General features: G+C 67.9%; 18 protein-coding genes and 1 pseudogene. 12 read left to right on the top strand and 7 right to left on the bottom strand.

Annotation, left to right across the window (positions count from 1 at the left end; all coding sequences use genetic code 11):
• Nucleotides 1–109 precede the first annotated feature (109 nt).
• From AT701_RS25960 to AT701_RS25935, 6 genes are all read left to right on the top strand, one after another.
• Nucleotides 110–562 carry an MTB12 C-terminal domain-containing protein gene (locus tag AT701_RS25960; RefSeq protein WP_003896713.1) on the top strand — a complete coding sequence of 151 codons (453 nt, stop codon included), beginning with the start codon at nucleotides 110–112 and terminating at the stop codon, nucleotides 560–562.
• Nucleotides 559–1,266, top strand: a complete 708-nt coding sequence (locus AT701_RS25955; RefSeq protein ID WP_011730465.1) for an ABC transporter ATP-binding protein — start codon at nucleotides 559–561, stop codon at nucleotides 1,264–1,266. The genes AT701_RS25960 and AT701_RS25955 overlap by 4 nt, the downstream gene beginning before the upstream one ends.
• A complete protein-coding gene (locus tag AT701_RS25950) occupies nucleotides 1,263–2,042 on the top strand; it encodes an ABC transporter (RefSeq protein ID WP_058126873.1) in 780 nt (259 codons plus the stop codon). Before AT701_RS25955 ends, AT701_RS25950 begins: the two co-directional genes overlap by 4 nt.
• Nucleotides 2,039–2,848 carry a class I SAM-dependent methyltransferase gene (locus AT701_RS25945; protein WP_011730463.1) on the top strand — a complete coding sequence of 270 codons (810 nt, stop codon included), beginning with the start codon at nucleotides 2,039–2,041 and terminating at the stop codon, nucleotides 2,846–2,848. Before AT701_RS25950 ends, AT701_RS25945 begins: the two co-directional genes overlap by 4 nt.
• On the top strand, nucleotides 2,845–3,573 hold the full coding sequence (locus AT701_RS25940; protein WP_011730462.1) for a helix-turn-helix transcriptional regulator: 729 nt from the start codon (nucleotides 2,845–2,847) through the stop codon (nucleotides 3,571–3,573). The genes AT701_RS25945 and AT701_RS25940 overlap by 4 nt, the downstream gene beginning before the upstream one ends.
• Nucleotides 3,574–3,952: 379 nt before the next feature.
• The gene (locus tag AT701_RS25935; RefSeq protein WP_081319733.1) at nucleotides 3,953–5,059 is read left to right on the top strand and encodes an MmpL3/TtfA transport complex stabilizer; all 1,107 of its coding nucleotides are present in this window, start codon (nucleotides 3,953–3,955) and stop codon (nucleotides 5,057–5,059) included.
• Nucleotides 5,060–5,065: 6 nt separating this feature from the next.
• Here AT701_RS25935 and AT701_RS25930 read toward each other — a convergent pair whose 3' ends face one another.
• On the bottom strand, nucleotides 5,066–5,779 hold the full coding sequence (locus AT701_RS25930; RefSeq protein WP_058126871.1) for a TetR/AcrR family transcriptional regulator: 714 nt from the start codon (nucleotides 5,777–5,779) through the stop codon (nucleotides 5,066–5,068).
• Between the two features lie 74 nt (nucleotides 5,780–5,853).
• Here AT701_RS25930 and AT701_RS35810 point away from each other — a divergent pair.
• Nucleotides 5,854–6,564, top strand: a pseudogene (locus tag AT701_RS35810) (GMC family oxidoreductase); the annotation flags it as partial.
• A 120-nt stretch (nucleotides 6,565–6,684) separates the two neighbouring features.
• Nucleotides 6,685–7,269, top strand: coding sequence for a GMC oxidoreductase (locus tag AT701_RS35805; protein WP_328586939.1), 585 nt, complete (start codon nucleotides 6,685–6,687; stop codon nucleotides 7,267–7,269).
• Here the strand turns inward: AT701_RS35805 and AT701_RS25920 are convergent.
• The 3 genes from AT701_RS25920 to putP form a co-directional block, all read right to left on the bottom strand.
• On the bottom strand, nucleotides 7,254–7,946 hold the full coding sequence (locus tag AT701_RS25920; RefSeq protein WP_058126870.1) for a response regulator: 693 nt from the start codon (nucleotides 7,944–7,946) through the stop codon (nucleotides 7,254–7,256). The two genes, AT701_RS35805 and AT701_RS25920, sit on opposite strands and share 16 nt — an antisense overlap.
• The gene (locus tag AT701_RS25915) at nucleotides 7,943–9,502 is read right to left on the bottom strand and encodes a sensor histidine kinase (RefSeq protein ID WP_058127731.1); all 1,560 of its coding nucleotides are present in this window, start codon (nucleotides 9,500–9,502) and stop codon (nucleotides 7,943–7,945) included. Before AT701_RS25915 ends, AT701_RS25920 begins: the two co-directional genes overlap by 4 nt.
• A 114-nt stretch (nucleotides 9,503–9,616) precedes the next feature.
• Complete coding sequence (gene putP, locus AT701_RS25910) at nucleotides 9,617–11,143, bottom strand: sodium/proline symporter PutP (protein WP_003896703.1); 1,527 nt, start codon at nucleotides 11,141–11,143, stop codon at nucleotides 9,617–9,619.
• Between the two features lie 247 nt (nucleotides 11,144–11,390).
• Between putP and AT701_RS25905 the strand changes: the two genes are divergently transcribed.
• A complete protein-coding gene (locus AT701_RS25905) occupies nucleotides 11,391–12,764 on the top strand; it encodes a cation:dicarboxylate symporter family transporter (protein WP_003896702.1) in 1,374 nt (457 codons plus the stop codon).
• Nucleotides 12,765–12,865: 101 nt separating this feature from the next.
• Here AT701_RS25905 and AT701_RS25900 read toward each other — a convergent pair whose 3' ends face one another.
• Nucleotides 12,866–13,408, bottom strand: coding sequence for a TetR/AcrR family transcriptional regulator (locus AT701_RS25900; RefSeq protein ID WP_003896701.1), 543 nt, complete (start codon nucleotides 13,406–13,408; stop codon nucleotides 12,866–12,868).
• Between the two features lie 128 nt (nucleotides 13,409–13,536).
• Between AT701_RS25900 and AT701_RS25895 the strand changes: the two genes are divergently transcribed.
• Both AT701_RS25895 and AT701_RS25890 read left to right on the top strand, forming a co-directional pair.
• Nucleotides 13,537–14,265 (top strand): SDR family oxidoreductase, encoded by a 729-nt coding sequence (locus AT701_RS25895; protein WP_058126869.1) that lies wholly within the window; start codon nucleotides 13,537–13,539, stop codon nucleotides 14,263–14,265.
• A gap of 89 nt (nucleotides 14,266–14,354) precedes the next feature.
• Nucleotides 14,355–14,669, top strand: coding sequence for a hypothetical protein (locus tag AT701_RS25890; protein WP_003896699.1), 315 nt, complete (start codon nucleotides 14,355–14,357; stop codon nucleotides 14,667–14,669).
• A gap of 4 nt (nucleotides 14,670–14,673) precedes the next feature.
• Here the strand turns inward: AT701_RS25890 and AT701_RS35130 are convergent, their stop codons facing one another.
• On the bottom strand, nucleotides 14,674–14,997 hold the full coding sequence (locus AT701_RS35130) for a hypothetical protein (RefSeq protein WP_003896698.1): 324 nt from the start codon (nucleotides 14,995–14,997) through the stop codon (nucleotides 14,674–14,676).
• 34 nt (nucleotides 14,998–15,031) lie between these two features.
• Complete coding sequence (oxc, locus tag AT701_RS25880) at nucleotides 15,032–16,762, bottom strand: oxalyl-CoA decarboxylase (protein WP_081319583.1); 1,731 nt, start codon at nucleotides 16,760–16,762, stop codon at nucleotides 15,032–15,034.
• 142 nt (nucleotides 16,763–16,904) lie between these two features.
• On the opposite strand from oxc, the gene AT701_RS25870 reads away from it, so the two are divergent.
• Nucleotides 16,905–18,431: a FadD7 family fatty acid--CoA ligase gene (locus tag AT701_RS25870; RefSeq protein ID WP_058126868.1), complete on the top strand. Its 1,527-nt coding sequence runs from the start codon at nucleotides 16,905–16,907 to the stop codon at nucleotides 18,429–18,431.
• Nucleotides 18,432–18,477: the final 46 nt, after the last annotated feature.

Here is an 18,477-nt window from a genome sequence, read left to right as displayed (position 1 = left end):
GTTGCGTATGAAACCGCACGCTCGGCAAACTGAGACGAGAGGTTGCGTTAGGCTACCCAAACTTCTACAGTTAGCCGAATACTTTTCCTCTTAATTAGGGAGGCGCGTGATGGAGCGTCTGTTCTCGCTGGTCGTGGGCGTATTGATGGCGGTCGCTGGCGCCGCGGCGCCCCCGGCGCAGGCCCAGGACTTCGCCATCACCGATGAAGTCCCGACGCTCGAGGAGCTCACTTCGCAGCTTCAGCTACTGGTCGCGACGCAAGCACCCGACCACGTCAAGGCCGCCCAGCTCGAAGGCGGATCGCGCGCGCTGATCGTGCCCAAGATGGTCTACCGCCTCGGGGTGTTGCGCGCCCCGCGCGGATACGTCGAGGTGACCGGTCCCGAGACGCACGAAGAAGGCCGCCACACGGCCGTGATCAACGGCCACCGGCAGGGTTCTCCGACGATCGTGGTGCCCGCCGAGTGGCGGTTCATCGACGGCCGGTGGAAGTTGGCCAGCAAGTCGATGTGCAACGGGATCTCGGCACTGGGGCTGCCCATTCCCTGCAACTTCCAATGATCGAGATCACCCGCCTCGTCAAGCGGTTCGGCGCCACCGTCGCAGTCGACGACGTCACGGTATCGTTCCCGGCGGGGACAGTGACGGGTCTGCTCGGTCTCAACGGCGCGGGCAAGACCACGCTGTTGCGCCTCATCGCCGGACTCGACCATCCCGACAGTGGCGATGTGACGTTGTGCGGCAGGCCGATCCGCGACCATGCCGACCCGATGCGCACACTCGGCGTGCATTTCGATCCCGACGCGATGGACCCGCGACACACCGCCGAACGGCACCTGCGATGGCTCGCGGCGCTCGGTGGCATCGACGGCGGGCGCGTCGACGCGGTCCTGGCCGAGGTGGGCTTGGACGAGTTGCGGCACAGGAGGATCGCGAATCTGTCGATGGGTGCGCGCCAGCGCCTGGCGATCGCCAGTGCACTGCTGGGCGACCCGCAGGTGCTGGTGTTCGACGAACCGGTCAACGGTCTCGACGTGCCCGGCATCGTGTGGTTGCGGGAACTGTTGCACCGGTTGGCCGGACGTGGTTGCACGGTGGTGGTCGCGAGCCACCTGCTCGGCGAGGTGGTGCTGACCGCCGACCGTCTTCTGGTGCTGCAACGCGGCAAGGTGAAGGTGGCAGGCGCGCTCGCCGACGTGACACCCGCGGGCGCAGATCCGCGTGACCATCTGGAGAGCCTGTTGTTGGAAACGGTTGACGCGTGAACGGCGTGCTGACGCGAAGCCTGCGCGCGGAGATGGTGCGGACCGGCGGGCGCGGGCCGCTGTGGCTGGTGCTCCTACCGGCCGCCGCGCTCATCCCCGTCGCGATCACGATTCTCATCGCCTGTGTCGCCGAGCGGTTCGCGCGCATCCCCGGCCAGCAGTACGTCCAGCAGGTGCCCACCACCAACGCCGCGTACTGGGTCATCAACGTCACCGTCGTCCTCGTCGCCGTCGCGGCGGCCTACGGGCAGGCAAGTGAATCACGCCTCCGGGCAACCGAATACGTGTGGTTGGCGCTGCCCCGCCGGCCGTCGGTGCTGGCCGGTAAGTGGGTGTTCTACGGCCTGCTGGGCGCGGTGCTGTCGCTGGTGCTGGTGGCGCTCGTGCTGACGGCGCTGCCCCGCGTCGCGCCGCTGGTGTACGGGCAGGTGTTGGTGATCGATCCGGTCGGTCTGCGACTGATGTGGACGGTTCCGGTGTACGCGTTCTTCGCCGCGGGACTCGGTGTCGGCGTGGGCGTCGCCGTGCGCACGCCCGCCGCGGCCGTGGGCCTGCTGTTGTTCTGGGTGTACGTCGTCGAGATCGCGGTCGGATACCTGCCCAGCGGTTACTCGCTGCAGCGGTTCATGCCGTTCCTCAACGGCATCTACGCCACCGGCCAGGACATCGTCCTGGAACCGCCGTGGGGACGTGACGCCGCGCTGGTCTATGTGTGCGGTGTGTTCGGCCTTGTCTTGTTGTGCAGTATGGGATTCAGAAGAGGAGCCGAGAAATGACGAGCAAGAGCGATCTGCCGCTGGCGCAGCGACCCGATGCCGACCTGCCCGGGCACTGGTTGCTCGCACGGTTGGGCAAGCGGGTGTTGCGTCCCGGCGGGGTGGAGTTGACGACGCGACTGCTGAGCGCCGCCGGCATCACCGGGTCCGACGTCGTCGAACTCGGACCCGGTCTGGGCCGCACGGCCGTCGACATCGCGGCCGCCGAACCGCGGTCCTACGTCGGTGTCGACGACAACTCCACCACCTCGGCCCTGCTGCAGAGTGCCGTGGCGACCAGCGGGGGCAGGCTCGTGGCCGCCGACGCCGCCGAAACCGGGTTGGACACCGGTTCCGCCGACGTCGTGGTGGGTGAGGCCATGCTGACCATGCAGGGCGAGAAGGCCAAGAAAGCGATTGTCGACGAGGCCTTTCGGGTGCTGCGCCCCGGCGGCCGCTACGCGATCCACGAACTCGGCCTGATGCCCGACGACCTTTCCGACGGCATCAAGGACGACATCCGCAAGGAGATGGCGCGCGCGATCAAGGTCAACGCCCGGCCGCTGACCGTCGCGGAGTGGACCGACCTGCTCACGAGCGCCGGCTTCGAGGTCAGAAGCGTCGACCTGGCACCGATGGCCCTGCTGCAGCCCAAGCGCGTCGTCGCCGACGAGGGATTCCTCGGTGCGCTGCGGATCGTGTTCAACGCGCTCACGCACCCCGCGGCCCGCAAGCGCGTGCTCGGCATGCGCCGCACCTTCAACCGCTACCGCGACGAGCTGACCGCGGTGGCGATCGTCGCGGTGGTGCCCACGGAATCGAAATGACCTCTGCGCCACCATCAGACCGCTCGGCGGGCCGGCAGCGCAAGCGCGTACTCGAGGTCGTGCGGCGCGCCGACGGTCCCGTCGACGCCCAGCAGATCGCCGACGCCCTGCAGATCCACGTCACCACCGCACGGTTCCACCTGGGGACGCTGGAGGAGCAGGGTGTGATCCGACGCGGTGGTCCCGGCGACAAGGGGCGAGTGGGCCGGCCGCGCCTGACGTACGAGATCGCGCCGCGGCTCGACTACGCCGACATCGTGGCGCTGTTCGCACGTCACCTCGGCGGCACGGTCGAGGAACGGGAACAGCGGGCCCTGCGGGTCGGGGCGGATCTCGCGCACCGCGTGCGGGTGGCGCGCCGCCGCGACGAGGAGTCGGTGGTCGACATGGTCGTCGGGACGCTGACGGAGCTGGGGTTTCAGATCCGGTCGACTTTCACGTCGTTCGGTACGGCCACCGTCAGGATCTGCACGTGTCCGCTGGCCGAGGTGGCCGTGGACGCCCCCGAGGTGGTGCGCGGCGTCCAGCAGGGACTGATCCAGGAAGTGATCGACATGAATGCCGACGCTGTCGGTGGGCGGTTCACTGTGTCGGTGCGCCCCGACGCGAAGGGCGGCTCGTGTGAGGTCAGCCTGGTGGTCAGCCCGGTGACGCGCAGCGGTTGGTGCACCGGCACGACGGCAGCGAACAACTGTCATGGTCCGACCCATCTTTCACAGGCGTAACATTGTTTCCCGAAGACCAGGCCCTGACGGCGCTGAAAGTTTGCTGGCGTGTCGGGGTGTGATTTACCGCTCACTTTTGTCGCGAAGGGTAAGAATCGGGCTCAGCGGGTGTGTTCTTGATCTCTTCAAGTAACGTTGCTTATGTTGTTATCCGCCCTGGTAATGCGGATTTAACGTATTGCGCCGAAAACATAACGAATGGATAACGAAGAATTTCTTAAGTGAGTTCTGAGAGACCGTCGACGATCGCGCAGGATTCGCTGTCAAGCCATCGGGGTACCCGGATTTTCGTCGCTAGACTCGTTTCAAGCGCGCCGTTCCCGGCGCAGAATGAACCTGGAATCTAGTGCCGGTGTGAGCCATGCCGGCGGAGGTGCCGATGACCATGGCAAAGAACATCCTGCGCGCGATCACCGCCATCGTGCGACGCGACGCGAAGACTCCCGACACCGACGATTCGGCGGGCAGCGTCACGTTCGACGGCGCGCTGGATGATCTCGACGTCGCGGGCCTCGTCGAAGTCGGACGCGGACCGATCGCCGACATCGCGATCGACGCCGACCGCGAGACCATCGTGGTCACCAACTCCGCGGCCGACTGCCTGACCGTGATCAACCCGTACACCCTGGCCCCGGTCGGCTCGGTCCGCCTCAACGGCGAGCCGTTCGCGGTCGCCGCCGCCGACGACCGTGCCTACGTCTCCGTCGTCACCGCCGGTCACGACGCCATCAAGGTTGTCGACACCATCACCGGTTCGGTGCTCGCCGAGTACCCGCTGGCCATGACGGTCACCGCGCTCGCCATGAGCCCCGACGGCAAGCGTGTCTTCGTCGGCCGCAGCGGTCACGACCGCATCGACGTCGCCGTCATCGACACGGCTGCCGAGCGCGTCGGGACCATCGACCTCGCGAGCGGCGCGGGTGCCGGCGTCGACGCGCTGCGCGTCGACGCGAGCGGCAAGCGCCTGTACGTGGCCACCACCGATCCGCGGGGCAGCCGCATGGTCACGGTGAACATCGAGACCGCCCAGATCGAATCGACCGTGTGGATCGGCGCCCCGATCCGCGATCTGGCCCTCGGCGCAGACGGCAAGGCCCTGGTGCTGACATCGGACCGGCAGCGCCGCGGTGTGGTGCACATCGTCGACCTGTCCACCGCGGCCGTCGTCGGCGCCATCCAGATCGGCGGAGCGCCAACGCAACTGGTGCTCAGCCCGGACGCCACTCGCGCGTACGTGGTGGATTACGACCGCGTGATCGTGCTGTGCACGCTGACCAACGAGATCCTCGGCAGCATCGACGTGGGCGTGCAGCCCGCGGCGGTCGCCGTGCGTCGCGACGGTGCGCGTGTGTACGTCGCCGACTACAGCGGTCAGGTCAACGCGTTCGACGTCGCCGCCGAACTGCCCGCGCTGTACTCGCGGCTGGTCGCCTCCGAGCCGCGGCAGGCCGGTGCGGCGGTGCTGCCGTCACTGCAGACCGCCTGAGACCCGTCAGGACTGGTCGGCGAGTCGGTTCAGCCACTCGGCGAGCAGGCCCTGCTCGGCAGCGCTGAGCGCCGACGTGCCGGATTCCGGCAGTGCCTCGCGTAGCGCCACCGCACGTGCCCGCACATCGTTCGCCTTGCGCCCGCGGCCGCGTCTGCCATCGGTGCTGACCGCGGCGAGGGTGGCCTCGAAGATGATCCCCGACAGTTCCTGGTCGCGCTCCTGCGGGGCAAGGCTCAGCTGGGACATCACGAAACCCGTTCCGCTCGCGCGGAAGTAGTCGGTGGCGCGGCGCACGCTCATGGTGAGCCGTCCCGCGGCGCCGAGACGGCCGATCACCTCGCGGAGGATCGCGACGGTCTCGTCGGCCGCCGAGGTCCGCCTGCCCTGGCCGTACGTCAGTAGGTAGCAGTGCGGTTGCTGCATACCGAATTCGACGTGAAGATCCCACAATTCGCGCAGGACGACGGCCGGATCGGCATCCGGGTCCGTGAGCAACCGTTTGCGGTCGATGTAGCCCTCCAGGACGTGGCGGGTGACGGCATCGAGAAGTCCGTCCTTGTCGCCGAACTGGCGGTAGATGGTTGGTGGCTGCACGCCGGCCTCGGTGGCGACCGCGCGTGTGGACACCGCGTCGATGCCGCCGGCGCGCAGCAGGTCCGCGGCCGCCGCCAGAATCCGCTCGGCGGGTGGGAGCACCGAACTGGTCGCCTTTGCCATGTTTCCAACGTTAACAGCCGAACCGTAGCAGCGTCGTTGTCGTTGTTAACGGAGATTTTAGTAACAGCGGAAACATGGGAGTTGCGATGTCGTACGACGTCATCGTCGTGGGCGGCGGCACCTCAGGACGGGTCGTGGCGGCACGGCTGTCCGAGGATCCGGAAATCGAGGTGCTGTTGCTCGAAAAGGACGCGTCGGTGCCGGGCATGCCGCCGCGCGCCGGCGGATCGTCGGCGACCGATGCCACGGTGTTCGCGCGCGGCCATCATGCGAGCTACACCGACTGGAACCAGTTCGGCGGGTACGGCTGGGGTTTCGCCGATCTGCTGCCGTACTTCATGCGCTCGGAGACCGCCACGCACGGAGATCCGGCTTTGCGGGGTGATCGCGGGCCACTTCTGGTCGGACCCGCGGACCGGTTGAGTCCGTTGATGCTCGCGTTCCGACGCGCCGCGGTGGAGCGAGGCTTCTCCGCGGCCGACGACATCAGCGGTGGACTCGAAACCGGGTTCGGGCCGGTCGATCTCGTCGACGGCCCGCGGGAGAGCGCCGCTGACCCGTACCTGGCCCCCGCACTCGGCCGCGACAACCTCACGGTGATCACCGCGGCCACCGTGCAACGGGTCCTGTTGGACCGCAATCGCGCCGTGGGCGTCGAATACCGCTGAAACTCCAAGCTCGTCACGGTGACGGCTGCACGAGAGGTGGTGCTCGCAGCCGGGGCCGTCTGCTCACCGCAACTGCTGATGCTCTCGGGTATCGGCCCGGCCCGGCATCTCCGCGAACTGGACGCGGATGTCCTGGTGGACCTGCCCGGCATTGGCGCCAACCTGCAGTACCACCCACTGGCGGGCATCGTCTACGTTGCGGCCCAACCGCTTCCGGTGTCAGACCACCGCGCGGAGATGATGGGCCTGCTGCACACCGGCTCGCCCGGCGGCGCGCCTGACCTGCAGATCCGCTGCGCCGATACGGCCGGGGCCACCGGCGCGGTGTTCGGCGTCGAGACGTGCTTCATCGGCGTCTCGCCCATGCACCCATACAGCCGCGGCACGGTCCGGTTGGCCGGGCTCACCGCCGAAGTGCCGCCCGTGGTGAACCCGCACCATCTCGAGGACGAGCGCGACATGAAAACCATGCTCGACGGCCTCGACGTCGCCCGGCAGATCGGCGCGTCACCAGAATTGCGGCCGTGGCTCGCCGAAGAACTCGCCCCGGGCGCGCACATCACCGACGAGGACCGGTTGCGTGAGTACATCAGGACGACCGGAGGAAATTGGTTCCATCCGGTGGGGACATGTGCGCTGGGGGAGTCGAAGATGTCGGTCGTCGACAGCAGGCTCCGGGTGCGTGGCACCGATGGCCTGCGGGTGATCGATGCGTCGGTCATGCCGTCGCTTCCGTCCAACAACATCGTGGCGACGGTCTACGCGATCGCCGAGCGGGGTGCCGAGATGGTCCGAGACGAACTGGCTCAGCGCCACTGGTAGCGCGTGCGGGGGCGGCCGGCCTTGCCGTACTCGGTGTTGCGGGCGACGGCGTTCTCGTCGGCGAGGCGTTCGAGGTAACGCCATGCCGTGACGCGTGAGACGCCGACTCGTTTGGCCACCTCGTCGGCCGTGAGGCCCTCGGGTTCGTCACGCACCGCGCGCGCGATCTCGTCGGTGGTCTGCGGGGCCGCGCCCTTGGGAGAGGTGGATTTGTCGGTGGCGACGCGTAATTCGGCCAGCGCGCGGTCGACCTCGGCCTGGCTGGCCGCCGCGGTGCCCGCGGGCAGCGCCTCGCGGTAGCGGCGATAGCGTTCGAGGCGGTCACGGAACGCCGCGAACGTGAACGGTTTGAGCAGATACGCCAGCGCGCCGTGGGCCACCGCGGCGCGCACCATCTCGAGGTCACGTTCGGAGGTGATCGCGATGATGTCGGGCGCGGGCCGCAGCCCGGACAGTGCCGACGCCAGCGCGATCCCGTTCGCGTCCGGCAGGCCGATGTCGAGCAGCACCAGGTCGATCGGGTGCGCCGAGGCCGAGGCCTCCGAGGCCGCGCGCATCGCGTCGCGTGCGGTGTGCACCACGGCGGCGATCGAAAATCCTTCGAGCCGGCCCAGATACGTCTGGTGGGCCTCGGCAATGAGCGGTTCGTCCTCGACGACGAGCACCGTGATGGTCACGCGTGACCACCGCCGACGCGTTCGGGGATCGGAACGGTCACGGTCACCACCGAACCGTAGGTGACGTCGGCGTGCAGGGTTCCGCCGTGCTTGTTGACCACCTGCGCGACCAGTGCCAGGCCCAGACCGTGGCCGGATGTGTCGGCCTTGGTGGAATATCCGCGCTGCGTGGCCTTCTCGAAGGTGTCCGGATCCATGCCGGGACCGCTGTCGGCGACCGTGATGAGCAGTTGGTCGTCGTCGGAGGTCACCGTGACCTCGATCCAGGGGTCGTCGCGGTCGCAGGCGTCCATCGCATTGTCGATGAGGTTACCCAGCACCGTCACCAGCTCCGGCCCGGACAGCACGGTCTCGTCGGACAACTGCGTGTCCTCGGTGACCGTGAGCGCGATACCGCGCTCGTCGGCCTGCGCGGTCTTGCCGAGCAGCAGCGCCACCAGTGCGGGTTCGCTCACCGCCTCGGACAACCGGTCGACGAGCCGCTGGGAGAGCTCCAATTCGCTGGTCGCGAACCGCACCGCATCCTGCGGGCGGCCCATCTCCACCATGGTGATCACGGTGTGCAGCTTGTTCGCCGATTCGTGTGCCTGCGCGCGCAGCGAATCGGTGAGCACCTGCAGCGAGCTGAGTTCGCCCAGCGCGCCCTGCAATTCGGTGCGGTCGCGGATGGTGACCACCTCGGATCCGGTGTCGGCGACCCTGGCGCGGTTGACCACCAGCACGCGCTCGTCGGTGACGTGCAGCTCGTCGCGCGCGCCAGGATCGTGACTGCGCAGAAACCCGGGCAGGTCGTCGAGCCGCACCGGTCCGGGGGGAAGTCCCAGCAACCGCCGCGCCTCGTCGTTGACCAGCGCCACGCCGCCCCCGTCCAGCACGATGAGCCCCTCGGACACCGAATGCAGGATCGCGTCGTGATGGTCGTACATCACGCGCAGCTCGTCGGGCCGCAGGCCGTGGGTCTGCCGCAGCAGCCTGCGCCGGATGGCCCACACCCCGATCAGCGACAGCACAAGGGCACACGCGGTGACCGCGGCGATCGTGACGAGCTGACCGCGCCACCGCTGTGCGAGGGTCTGCGTCGTGATGCCCGCCGACACCAGCCCGACGATGTTCCCGTCGGCGTCGCGTACCGGCACGATGGCCCGCACCGACGGGCCAAGGGTGCCGGTGTAGATCTCGGTGTACGTCTCGCCCCGTAGCGCCGGGTCGATGGTGCCCAGATAGTGGCCCCCGATCTGGCTGGGATCGGTGTGGGTGAACCGGATGCCGTCGGGGGACATGATGGTGATGAACGCGATGCCGGTGCCGGTGCGTACGGCCTCGGTGACGGGCTGCAGGATCTCGGTCGCATGCCCGGACTCGATGGCCTCGGCCGTGGACGGCGAGTCGGCGAGTGCGGTCGCGATACCGACCACCTGATCGCGTGCGTTCTCCTCGCCGTCGCGGCGGGCGTCGTAAACCGCCAGCACGCTGCCCGCCAGCACGACCACCGCGACCACGATGACCTGCAGGGCGATCGCCTGACCGGCCAGGGACCGCGGCCACGAGCGGGCCAACAGTTCGGGTCGCCAGCCTGACACCGCACCTCCGGGTTCTCGGACGTCTACGAACTACATCGTGACGCCTCCGATGCCGGCGCGGAACATCCTCGAGGATCCGGCGTGCCGGATTCAGGCAGATGCAGCGGGTTCACCCATGGGCGCACTCGCCTTCTCGGCCATCTCGGTGAACTCGCGCTGGATCTCGTCATCCTCGCGCGCGGTGAACAACGAGACCGCCACAGCCACCACGAGACACGCGATGAAACCGGGAACGATCTCGTACATCGCGCTCGACAGCGCCTCGGTCTGGCCCCAGATGCCGACCACCACGGCACCGGCGATCATGCCTGCGATCGCACCGGCCGAGGTGAGTCTGCGCCAGAACAGCGACAGCAGGATCAAGGGACCGAACGCGGCGCCGAAGCCGGCCCAGGCGAACCCGACGAGATCGAGGATCGTGCCATCTGGGTTGAGCGCCAACAGGATCGCCACCACCGCGACCGTCAGCACGCCGAGGCGGCCGTAGGTGACCAGCCTCGTGGGGCTGGCCTCTTTGCCGAACGCGCGGTAGATGTCCTCGACCAGAGCCGACGAGCACACGATGAGTTGCGACGAGATCGTCGACATGATGGCCGCCAGCACCGCGGCGAGCACGACACCCGCGACAAACGGGTGGAACAGAACCTGCGCCAGGCGCAGGAACACGGTCTCGGGATTGTCGAGCGTGACGCCCTCGCGGAAGAAGTACGCCAGGCCCGCGAAACCCGTGGTGATCGCGCCGATGGCGGTGAGGATCATCCAGCTGATGCCGATTCGCCGGCCGGCCTTGGCGTCGGCGGCCGACCGCATGGCCATGAACCGCACGATGATGTGCGGTTGACCGAAGTAGCCGAGTCCCCACGCGGCCGCGGAGACGATGGCGAGGAAGCCTCCGCCGAAGAACAGTGAGGTGCGGTGCATCTCGTCACCGGCGATGCTCTGCGCGGCGTCGGCGGAGTGGACCAGATCGATCACCGCACCGGGGCCGCCGGTGACGATGATCGTGACGACGGGGATGGTGACGAGCGCGGCGAACATCAGCAGGGCCTGCGCGACGTCGGTGAGCGATGCGCCGAGGAAACCGCCGAACAGCGTGTAGCACAACGTGACTCCCGCGACCACCAGCATGCCCACCAGATACGACGACCCGAACGACGTCTCGAAGAACACGCCACCTGCGACCATCCCGGACGACACGTAGAACGTGAAGAAGACCAGGATGATCGCGCCTGCCGCGATCCGCAGCACATGCGAATGGTCACGCAGCCTGTTCTCGAAGAAGCTCGGCACGGTGATCGAGTTGTTCGCGATCTCGGTGTACGCCCGCAGTCGCGGCGCGACGAACTTCCAGTTCAGCCAGGCTCCGACCACCAGGCCGATCACGATCCACGACTCGAACAGGCCGGAGGCGTAGATGGCGCCGGGCACACCCAGCAGCAGCCAGCCGGACATGTCCGAGGCGCCCGCGGACAGCGCCGCGACGCCGGGTAGCAGTTTGCGCCCACCGAGCATGTAGTCGTCGAGGTCGCTCGTGCGCCGGAAGGCGTAATAGCCGATCGCGAGCATCATGGCGAAGTACAGCCCGATCGCGATCATCTGAAACGTGAGGTCGGACATCTGGAGGAGTCTCGTTCCGTCGGCGGGACCTGTGATGTGTGTGATGTGTCCTGATCATGAAATCAGGACGGTGAACCGAAATTTTTGGCCGATCGTATGGGAATCACCTCCCAGCTTTGTCCAGTTGGCCAGAACCTTTCAGCGCAACGGTCCTGAAACTAATGAACTAAAACGTGACTTGCCTCACTTCGTCATCGAACCTACTTCCAACACCGCATGAGATGTCGAAGTTGGAGGTAGTCCGCTCATGAGCACCACCCTGGACCGTCAACCGGAACCGGCGCCGCCGCGCCGGCGCGACCGTACCCACTGGCTCTACATCGCGGTCATCGTCGCCGTCGTGGCCGGTGTCGCGGTGGGACTTCTGGCCCCTGAGGTGGGCAAGAGCGTCGGCGTACTCGGCACGATGTTCGTCAACCTGATCAAGATGATGATCGGCCCGGTCATCTTCTGCACCATCGTTCTCGGCATCGGATCGGTGCGCAAAGCCGCCACGGTCGGCAAGGTCGGAGGGCTGGCCTTCACGTACTTCCTGGTGATGAGCACCTTCGCGCTCGCGATCGGCCTGGTGGTGGGCAACGTGCTGCACCCGGGCACCGGCATGCACCTGACCGAGAGCGCCGCGGGCAAGGGTGCCGAACTGGCCGAGACCGCCCACGAGGCCGGCGGCCTGATGGACTTCGTGCAGGGCATCATCCCCGAAACCCTGTTCTCGGCGCTGACCGCGGGCAGCGTGCTGCAGGCGCTGTTCGTGGCGCTGCTGGTCGGTTTCGCGCTGCAGGCCATGGGCAGCGCGGGCGAGCCGGTCCTGCGCGGCATCGTCCATCTGCAGAAGCTCGTGTTCAAGGTGCTCGCGATGATCCTGTGGCTGGCCCCGATCGGCGCCTTCGGTGCGATTGCCAACGTCGTCGGTCAGACCGGCTGGACCGCCGTGACCCAGTTGCTGGCGTTGATGTTCGGCTTCTACGTCACGTGCTTCGTGTTCGTGTTCGGTGTGCTGGGTGTGCTGATGCGCGCGGTCGCCGGGGTGTCGATCTTCAAGCTGGTGCGCTACCTGGCACGCGAGTACCTGCTGATCGTGTCGACGTCGTCGTCGGAGTCCGCCCTGCCCCGACTCATCGCGAAGATGGAGCACCTCGGGGTCGACCGCAGCACCGTCGGCGTCGTGGTGCCCACCGGCTACTCGTTCAACCTCGACGGCACCGCGATCTACCTGACCATGGCCTCGCTTTTCATCGCGGGCGCGCTGGGTGATCCGCTGTCGGTGACCGAGCAGATCGGCCTGCTGGTGTTCATGATCGTCGCGTCCAAGGGCGCGGCAGGCGTCACCGGCGCGGGCCTGGCCACGCTGGCCGGCGGGCTGCAGGCACACCGTCCCGACCTGCTCGACGGCGTCGGTCTGATCGTGGGCATCGACCGGTTCATGTCGGAAGCGCGTGCGGTGACCAACTTCTCGGGCAACGCCGTGGCGACCATCCTGGTCGGGTCGTGGACCCACACCATCGACAAGGACAAGGTCGACGCCGTGCTCGGCGGCGACGACCCGTTCGACGAACTGACCATGGTCGACGATCACCAAACTGCGGCGCCGGAGAAGGAGCCGGCTGCCACACCGGCCTGACCGGCGCCGAGCTACCCCCTTCCGCGCTCGCGCCCGATGGGCCAGAGGCCCGGCCGTACCCGCTCACGGCCGGGCCTCTTCCGCGTCTGCCGATGCTGTGCTCAGGCCCCGATGCCGCGGAACAGGTTGTCCAGCAAGGCGTCCACGAACTGTTCGCTCAACGGCTGATCGGGAACCAGCAGGCGGTTGTAGCACGCGCCCCACAGCTGGTCGATCACGGTTTCCGGGTCGACATGCGCGGCAAGCTGACCACGCTCTTGTGCACGCCGCATCGCCGCCACCGCGAAGCTGCGCCGAGGCCCCGAATACCGTTGCATGAACGCGGCTTTGAGCTCCGGATCGGTCTGGGCGCCTCCGATGAGCTCGGCGATCACAGTACCTGCCGGGGTGTCGCGGATGACGCGCAGGAACGCGTGCAACTGCGACCGCAGATCGGCCTCGATGTCGCCGGTGTCGGGAAATGCCAACCGCGGCTCGACCTTTGCGAAATATCCGTCGAGCGCCAGTGCGCCCTTCGACGGCCACCATTTGTAGATCGTCACCTTGCTGACTCCAGAGCGCGCGGCGACCTTGTCGATGGTGAATCCCGCCATGCCCTCCGTGAACAGCAGATCGGCCACGGCTGCGAGGACATCGCGGCGCACGTCCTGCGCGGGCCTGCGGCCGCGGCCGCGACGCGGGTTGGTGGTCAACCGTCACCTCCGGAATATCTGGTGGCCCCACCTACTTGGACATATATGAACTTATCGTACATATACGGACGGAGAACGACATGACCCAGCGCGTAGCCATCATCACCGGAGCATCCGGCGGTATCGGCCATGACGTCGCAGTGCGGTTGGCACGTGCGGGGATGGCTGTGGCCGTGCACTATGCCGGCAACCGCGACCGTGCACAGCAGACCGCCGACGAGATCACGGCCCTGGGCGGGGCCGCGACGGTCGTGACCGCCGACGTGGCCGACGAGCAGCAGGTCGCCGCGCTCTTCGATGAGGTGGAATCGGAGTTCGGCGGCGTCGACGTCGTGGTGAACACCGCGGGCATCATGACGCTCGCGCCACTCGCCGAACTCGATCTGGCCGACCTCGACCGTATGTTGCGCACCAACGTGCGCGGTACGTTCGCCGTCAGCCAGCAGGCCGCGCGCCGTGTCCGCGCGGGCGGGGCCATCATCAACTTCTCGACGTCGGTCACCAAGATCGCGGCGCCCACCTACACGGCCTACGCCGCCACCAAGGGCGCCGTCGACGCCATGACGCTGATCCTCGCCAAGGAGATGCGCGGACGCGACGTCACGGTCAATGCCGTCGCGCCGGGACCCACGGCCACCCCGCTGTACTTCGAGGGCAAGCCTCAGGAGGTCATCGACCGCGCCAAGGCCGCGCCGCCGCTGGAACGCCTCGGCGAACCCGCCGACATCGCCGAGATCGTCGCGTTCCTCGCCGGCCCGGCACGGTGGGTCAACGGGCAGGTGATCTACGCCAACGGCGGTGTTGTGTGAGCGGTTGAACCGTTCTGCCCGGAGGGCCGTGTCATGCGTAACGACGGTGCACCGATCACCGACAGATACAGCGGAAGAAAGGCGCAGCCATGCGAACATCGCTCGTCATGTTGGCCGCGTCGGGGGCGGCTCTGGCGGCCATCGTGACACCTGCCGGGGCGGCTTCGGCCGAAACGGCGATCGACACGATCGGCCGACTCGAAGCCGAGGGCTATTACGTGAACATCGACCGCGTGGGAAGCGCGCCGCTGGGAGAATGCATCGTCACCAGCGTGCGCAACCCACAGACACAGACCCAACTCGTCCGTGTCGAGCGGTTCGGCAAGCACGGAAAGAAGGACATCGACTACATCCCGGTGGTGACGCGTCGCTCCATCACGGTGTCACTGAACTGCTCGAGATGAGCAGTCAGCGGTGCCCACCACCACCGTGCATACCGCCACCGCCGAAACCGTGTGCACCACCGGCGAATCCGTGACCGCCGTGATCGAATCCGCCGACGGGACCAAGCCCGAACAAGCCGAATGCCGGATACTGCGATTCGAAGTCCGGCGGGATCGAGGCGTTGAGTTCGACGTTGCCGGGTGACTGACATTCGGTACCAGGTCCGATGCTGGTGCAACTGGGCACCACGGAGTCATCCGTGGGCGCCGCGGACGCGACGGGCGCGAGTGCGATCGCGACCGCGCCGGCGCCGACCGCCAAAAATGGTGTGAGAGACCGGATTCGCATGGCAATACTCCTTTGTGATCTTCGATGCGACACATCAATTGGTGGCGGGATGGTGGCCCACGACCGCCGGGTTCAATTGCGTCAGGTGACCGCTCTCGGTGCCGTCGGCCGGATCGATCACGCAGTCGATCAGGGCCGGCCCGCCGGAGGCCAGCGCCTCGGTCAGGGCCGCACCGAGTTCGGCGGGTGTGGTGACGTGATGACCTGTGCCGCCGAAGGCCTCGATCAGCCGGTCGTGACGCGCCGCAGGCATCAGCGTGGTAGGTGACGGGTCGTCAGACGCCGGGTTGTGCCCGTCGCCGCGGTACACGCCGCCGTTGTTGAGCACGACGACCACCACGGGCAGGCGGTAGCGGCAGATCGTCTCGAGCTCCATGGCGCTGAACCCGAACGCGCTGTCGCCTTCGATCGCGACGACCGGTCCACTGCCCTCGACCGCGGCCGCGATCGCGTACCCCATGCCGACGCCCATGACACCCCACGTGCCGCTGTCGAGCCGGTGCCGCGGCACCGCCATGTCGATCACGTTGCGTGCCAGGTCGAGTGCGTTGGCACCCTCGTTGACGACGTAGACGTCGGGACGGTCGCGCAGCACATCACGGATGGCCCGCAGCGCACCGTGGAAGCGCATGGGCCGCGGGTCGGCGGCCAGCCGCTTCGCCATGGACTCGGCGTTGCGGGCCTTGCGTTCGGCCAGTTGCTCGCGCCACGGTGCCGGGGCGTCGATGAACTGGGCGCGCTCGGCGAGCGCCTCGATCACCGAGCCTATGTCGCCTACCAGCGGTGCGGCGATCGGCGCGTTGCTGTCCAGTTCACCCGGATCGATGTCGACCTGGATGAACTTGACGTCGCGGCTGAACTGCGGCGGTTCGCCGTGCCCCAGAAGCCAATTCAAGCGGGCACCGACCAGCAGGACCACGTCGGCGTCGCGCAGCGTCATCGACCGGGCCGAGGCCACCGACTGCGGATGCGTGTCCGGCAGCAGGCCCTTGGCCATCGACATCGGCAGGAACGGCAGGCCCGTCGATTCGAGGAAGTTGCGAATCGTTTTGTCCGCCTGCGCATATGCCGCGCCCTTGCCGAGCACCACGAGAGGTCGTCGGGCCGCTGCGAGCAGCGCGACCGCACGGTCGACGGCCCTTGGCGACGGCAACTGCTCGGGTGCGGCGTCGACGACGGTGCGCAGCGACGCTGCTGCGGCACCGGCGTCGATCACCTCACCCAGGACCGCGGCCGGGATGTCGAGGTACACGCCGCCGGGCCGGCCGGACGACGCGGTGCGGATGGCCCTGGCGACCGCCAGACCGATGTCGGCGGCGCGGTTGACGCGAAAGGCCGCCTTGGCGAAAGGTTTCGCTGCGGCGAGCTGATCCATCTCCTCGTAGTCACCGCGCTGCAGGTCGACGATGTGTCGGTCGCTGGACCCGGAGATCTGCACCATAGGAAAGCAATTCGTGGTGGCATTGGCCAACGCGACCAGGCCGTTGAGGAACCCGGGCGCGGAGACCGTGAGGCAGAAACCCGGCTTCTTCGTCAGGAACCCCGCTGCGGCGGCGGCATGCCCGGCGTCGCTCTCGTGCCGGAAGCCGATGTAGCGCAGGCCTTGTGCCTGTGCCACCCGCGCCACGTCGGTGATCGGGATGCCGACCACGCCGTAAAGTGTCTCGACCCCGTTGAGCTTGAGCGCATCGACCAGCACGTGGGCGCCGTCGGTGACGGGGGAGGTCCCCGGGACCGACTCGGTCATCAGCGGTGCGGTGTTCATAGGACAACATGCTTGTCCGTGCGGGCGCCCACGTCTTCACCGCTGGCGTCCAACGCGACGTCCGGACTTCGGCACCATGACCCCCCTGCCAGCTGGAAAAACCAGGTCAGGGGGCTGCTGAGGGCGATATCGCGGCCATAGCATGCGGTTCATGGGAACTGCAGCGACACCTCCCGCGACTTTGCTGTCGGGACTGTTCGACGTCCTCGATCATCACGTCCGCACCCGCCCCGACGCGCCCGCGCTCGTGGTGACCCAGCAGCGGATTGCGGTGACGTACGCGACGCTCGGCCGATGGGCCGACGACGTGGCAGCGGGCCTGACCGCCGACGGGCTGCGACGCGGGGAGGTGATCGCGGTCGTGGACGTCAACACCGCGGAATTCGTTGTCGCGCTGCTCGCGGCCGCGCGCATCGGAGCGGTTGTCGCGCCACTGGACCCCGCACTCGCCGACGCCGAGATGACCGACCGGCTGGCACGTCTCGGTGCGCGGGCCGTGCTCACCGGACCGTGCGAACATGCGCTCGGCACCCACCGGGTCCGCGTCACCGCGAGCCGGGCCACCGTCGAGCCCACGCGCGGCGCCACCGTCGAGCCCACGGTGCGGCCGGCCGTCGACCTGGGCCTGGGACCCGACGACGCGTTGATCCTGTTCACGTCGGGCACCACAGGCCGGGCCAAGATGGTGCCGTGGACACACGCCAACATCGCGGCGTCGGTGCACGGGATCTGTGCGGCCTACGAACTCGGCGACGGTGACGCCACCGTCGCCGTGATGCCGTTCTTCCACGGTCACGGGCTGGTGGCCGTGCTGCTGTCGACCCTGGCCGGCGGCGGGAAGGTGCTGCTTCCCGCGCACGGGCGCTTCTCGGCCCACACGTTCTGGGCCGACATGCGCGATGCGGACGCGACGTGGTTCACCGCCGTCCCGACAATCCACCAGATCCTGCTGCAACGCCCTGACGAGGAGCACCCACCACTGCGGTTCGTGCGCAGCTGCAGCGCGCCGCTCGACCCGGCCACCGCCGAGGCGGCCGAGCGGCGGTTCGGCGCGCCGATGCTCGAGGCGTACGGCATGACCGAGACCACCCACCAGGCCGCGAGCAGGCGCGTGCGCACTCACGATCCCCGTATGTCGGTGGGCCCCGCATCCGGTGCCGCGCGGTTTCGGGTCGTGCGGTCCGACGGCGGCGAGTGCACACCTGCCGAGACAGGCGAGGTGTGGGTGAGCGGGCCGGCCGTCGTGCGGGGATACCTCGCCGATCCGGAGAACACCGCGCAGGCCTTCACCGACGGTTGGTTCCGCACAGGAGATCTCGGCGCGCTCGACGCCGACGGCAACCTGCAGCTCACCGGCCGGATCAAGAACATCATCAACCGCGGCGGCGAGAAGATCTCGCCCGAGCACGTCGAAGGTGTCCTGACCGGCTGTGACGGGGTGTTCGAGGCCGTGGTGTTCGCGATTCCCGACGCCACCTACGGCGAGCAGGTCGGGGCAGCGGTGGTGCCCGCGGCCGCCCACGTGTCGGCCGACGACATCCTGGCGCAGTGCCGCACCGGACTCGCGCCGTACGAGGTGCCCGCGCGCCTCGACATCGTCGAATCACTGCCGCATACAGCCAAGGGCGCCATCGACCGGCAGGCCGTCAAACTGCTGTTCGCGCACTGAGATCTGGACCGGGACGCTGATTGAAGCTACCGGGGGTGCGGATTGG

It is taken from the genome of Mycolicibacterium smegmatis, assembly GCF_001457595.1.
GTDB classification, from domain to species: Bacteria; Actinomycetota; Actinomycetes; order Mycobacteriales; family Mycobacteriaceae; genus Mycobacterium; species Mycobacterium smegmatis.
This window is presented reverse-complemented; position numbering and strand designations above follow the sequence as displayed.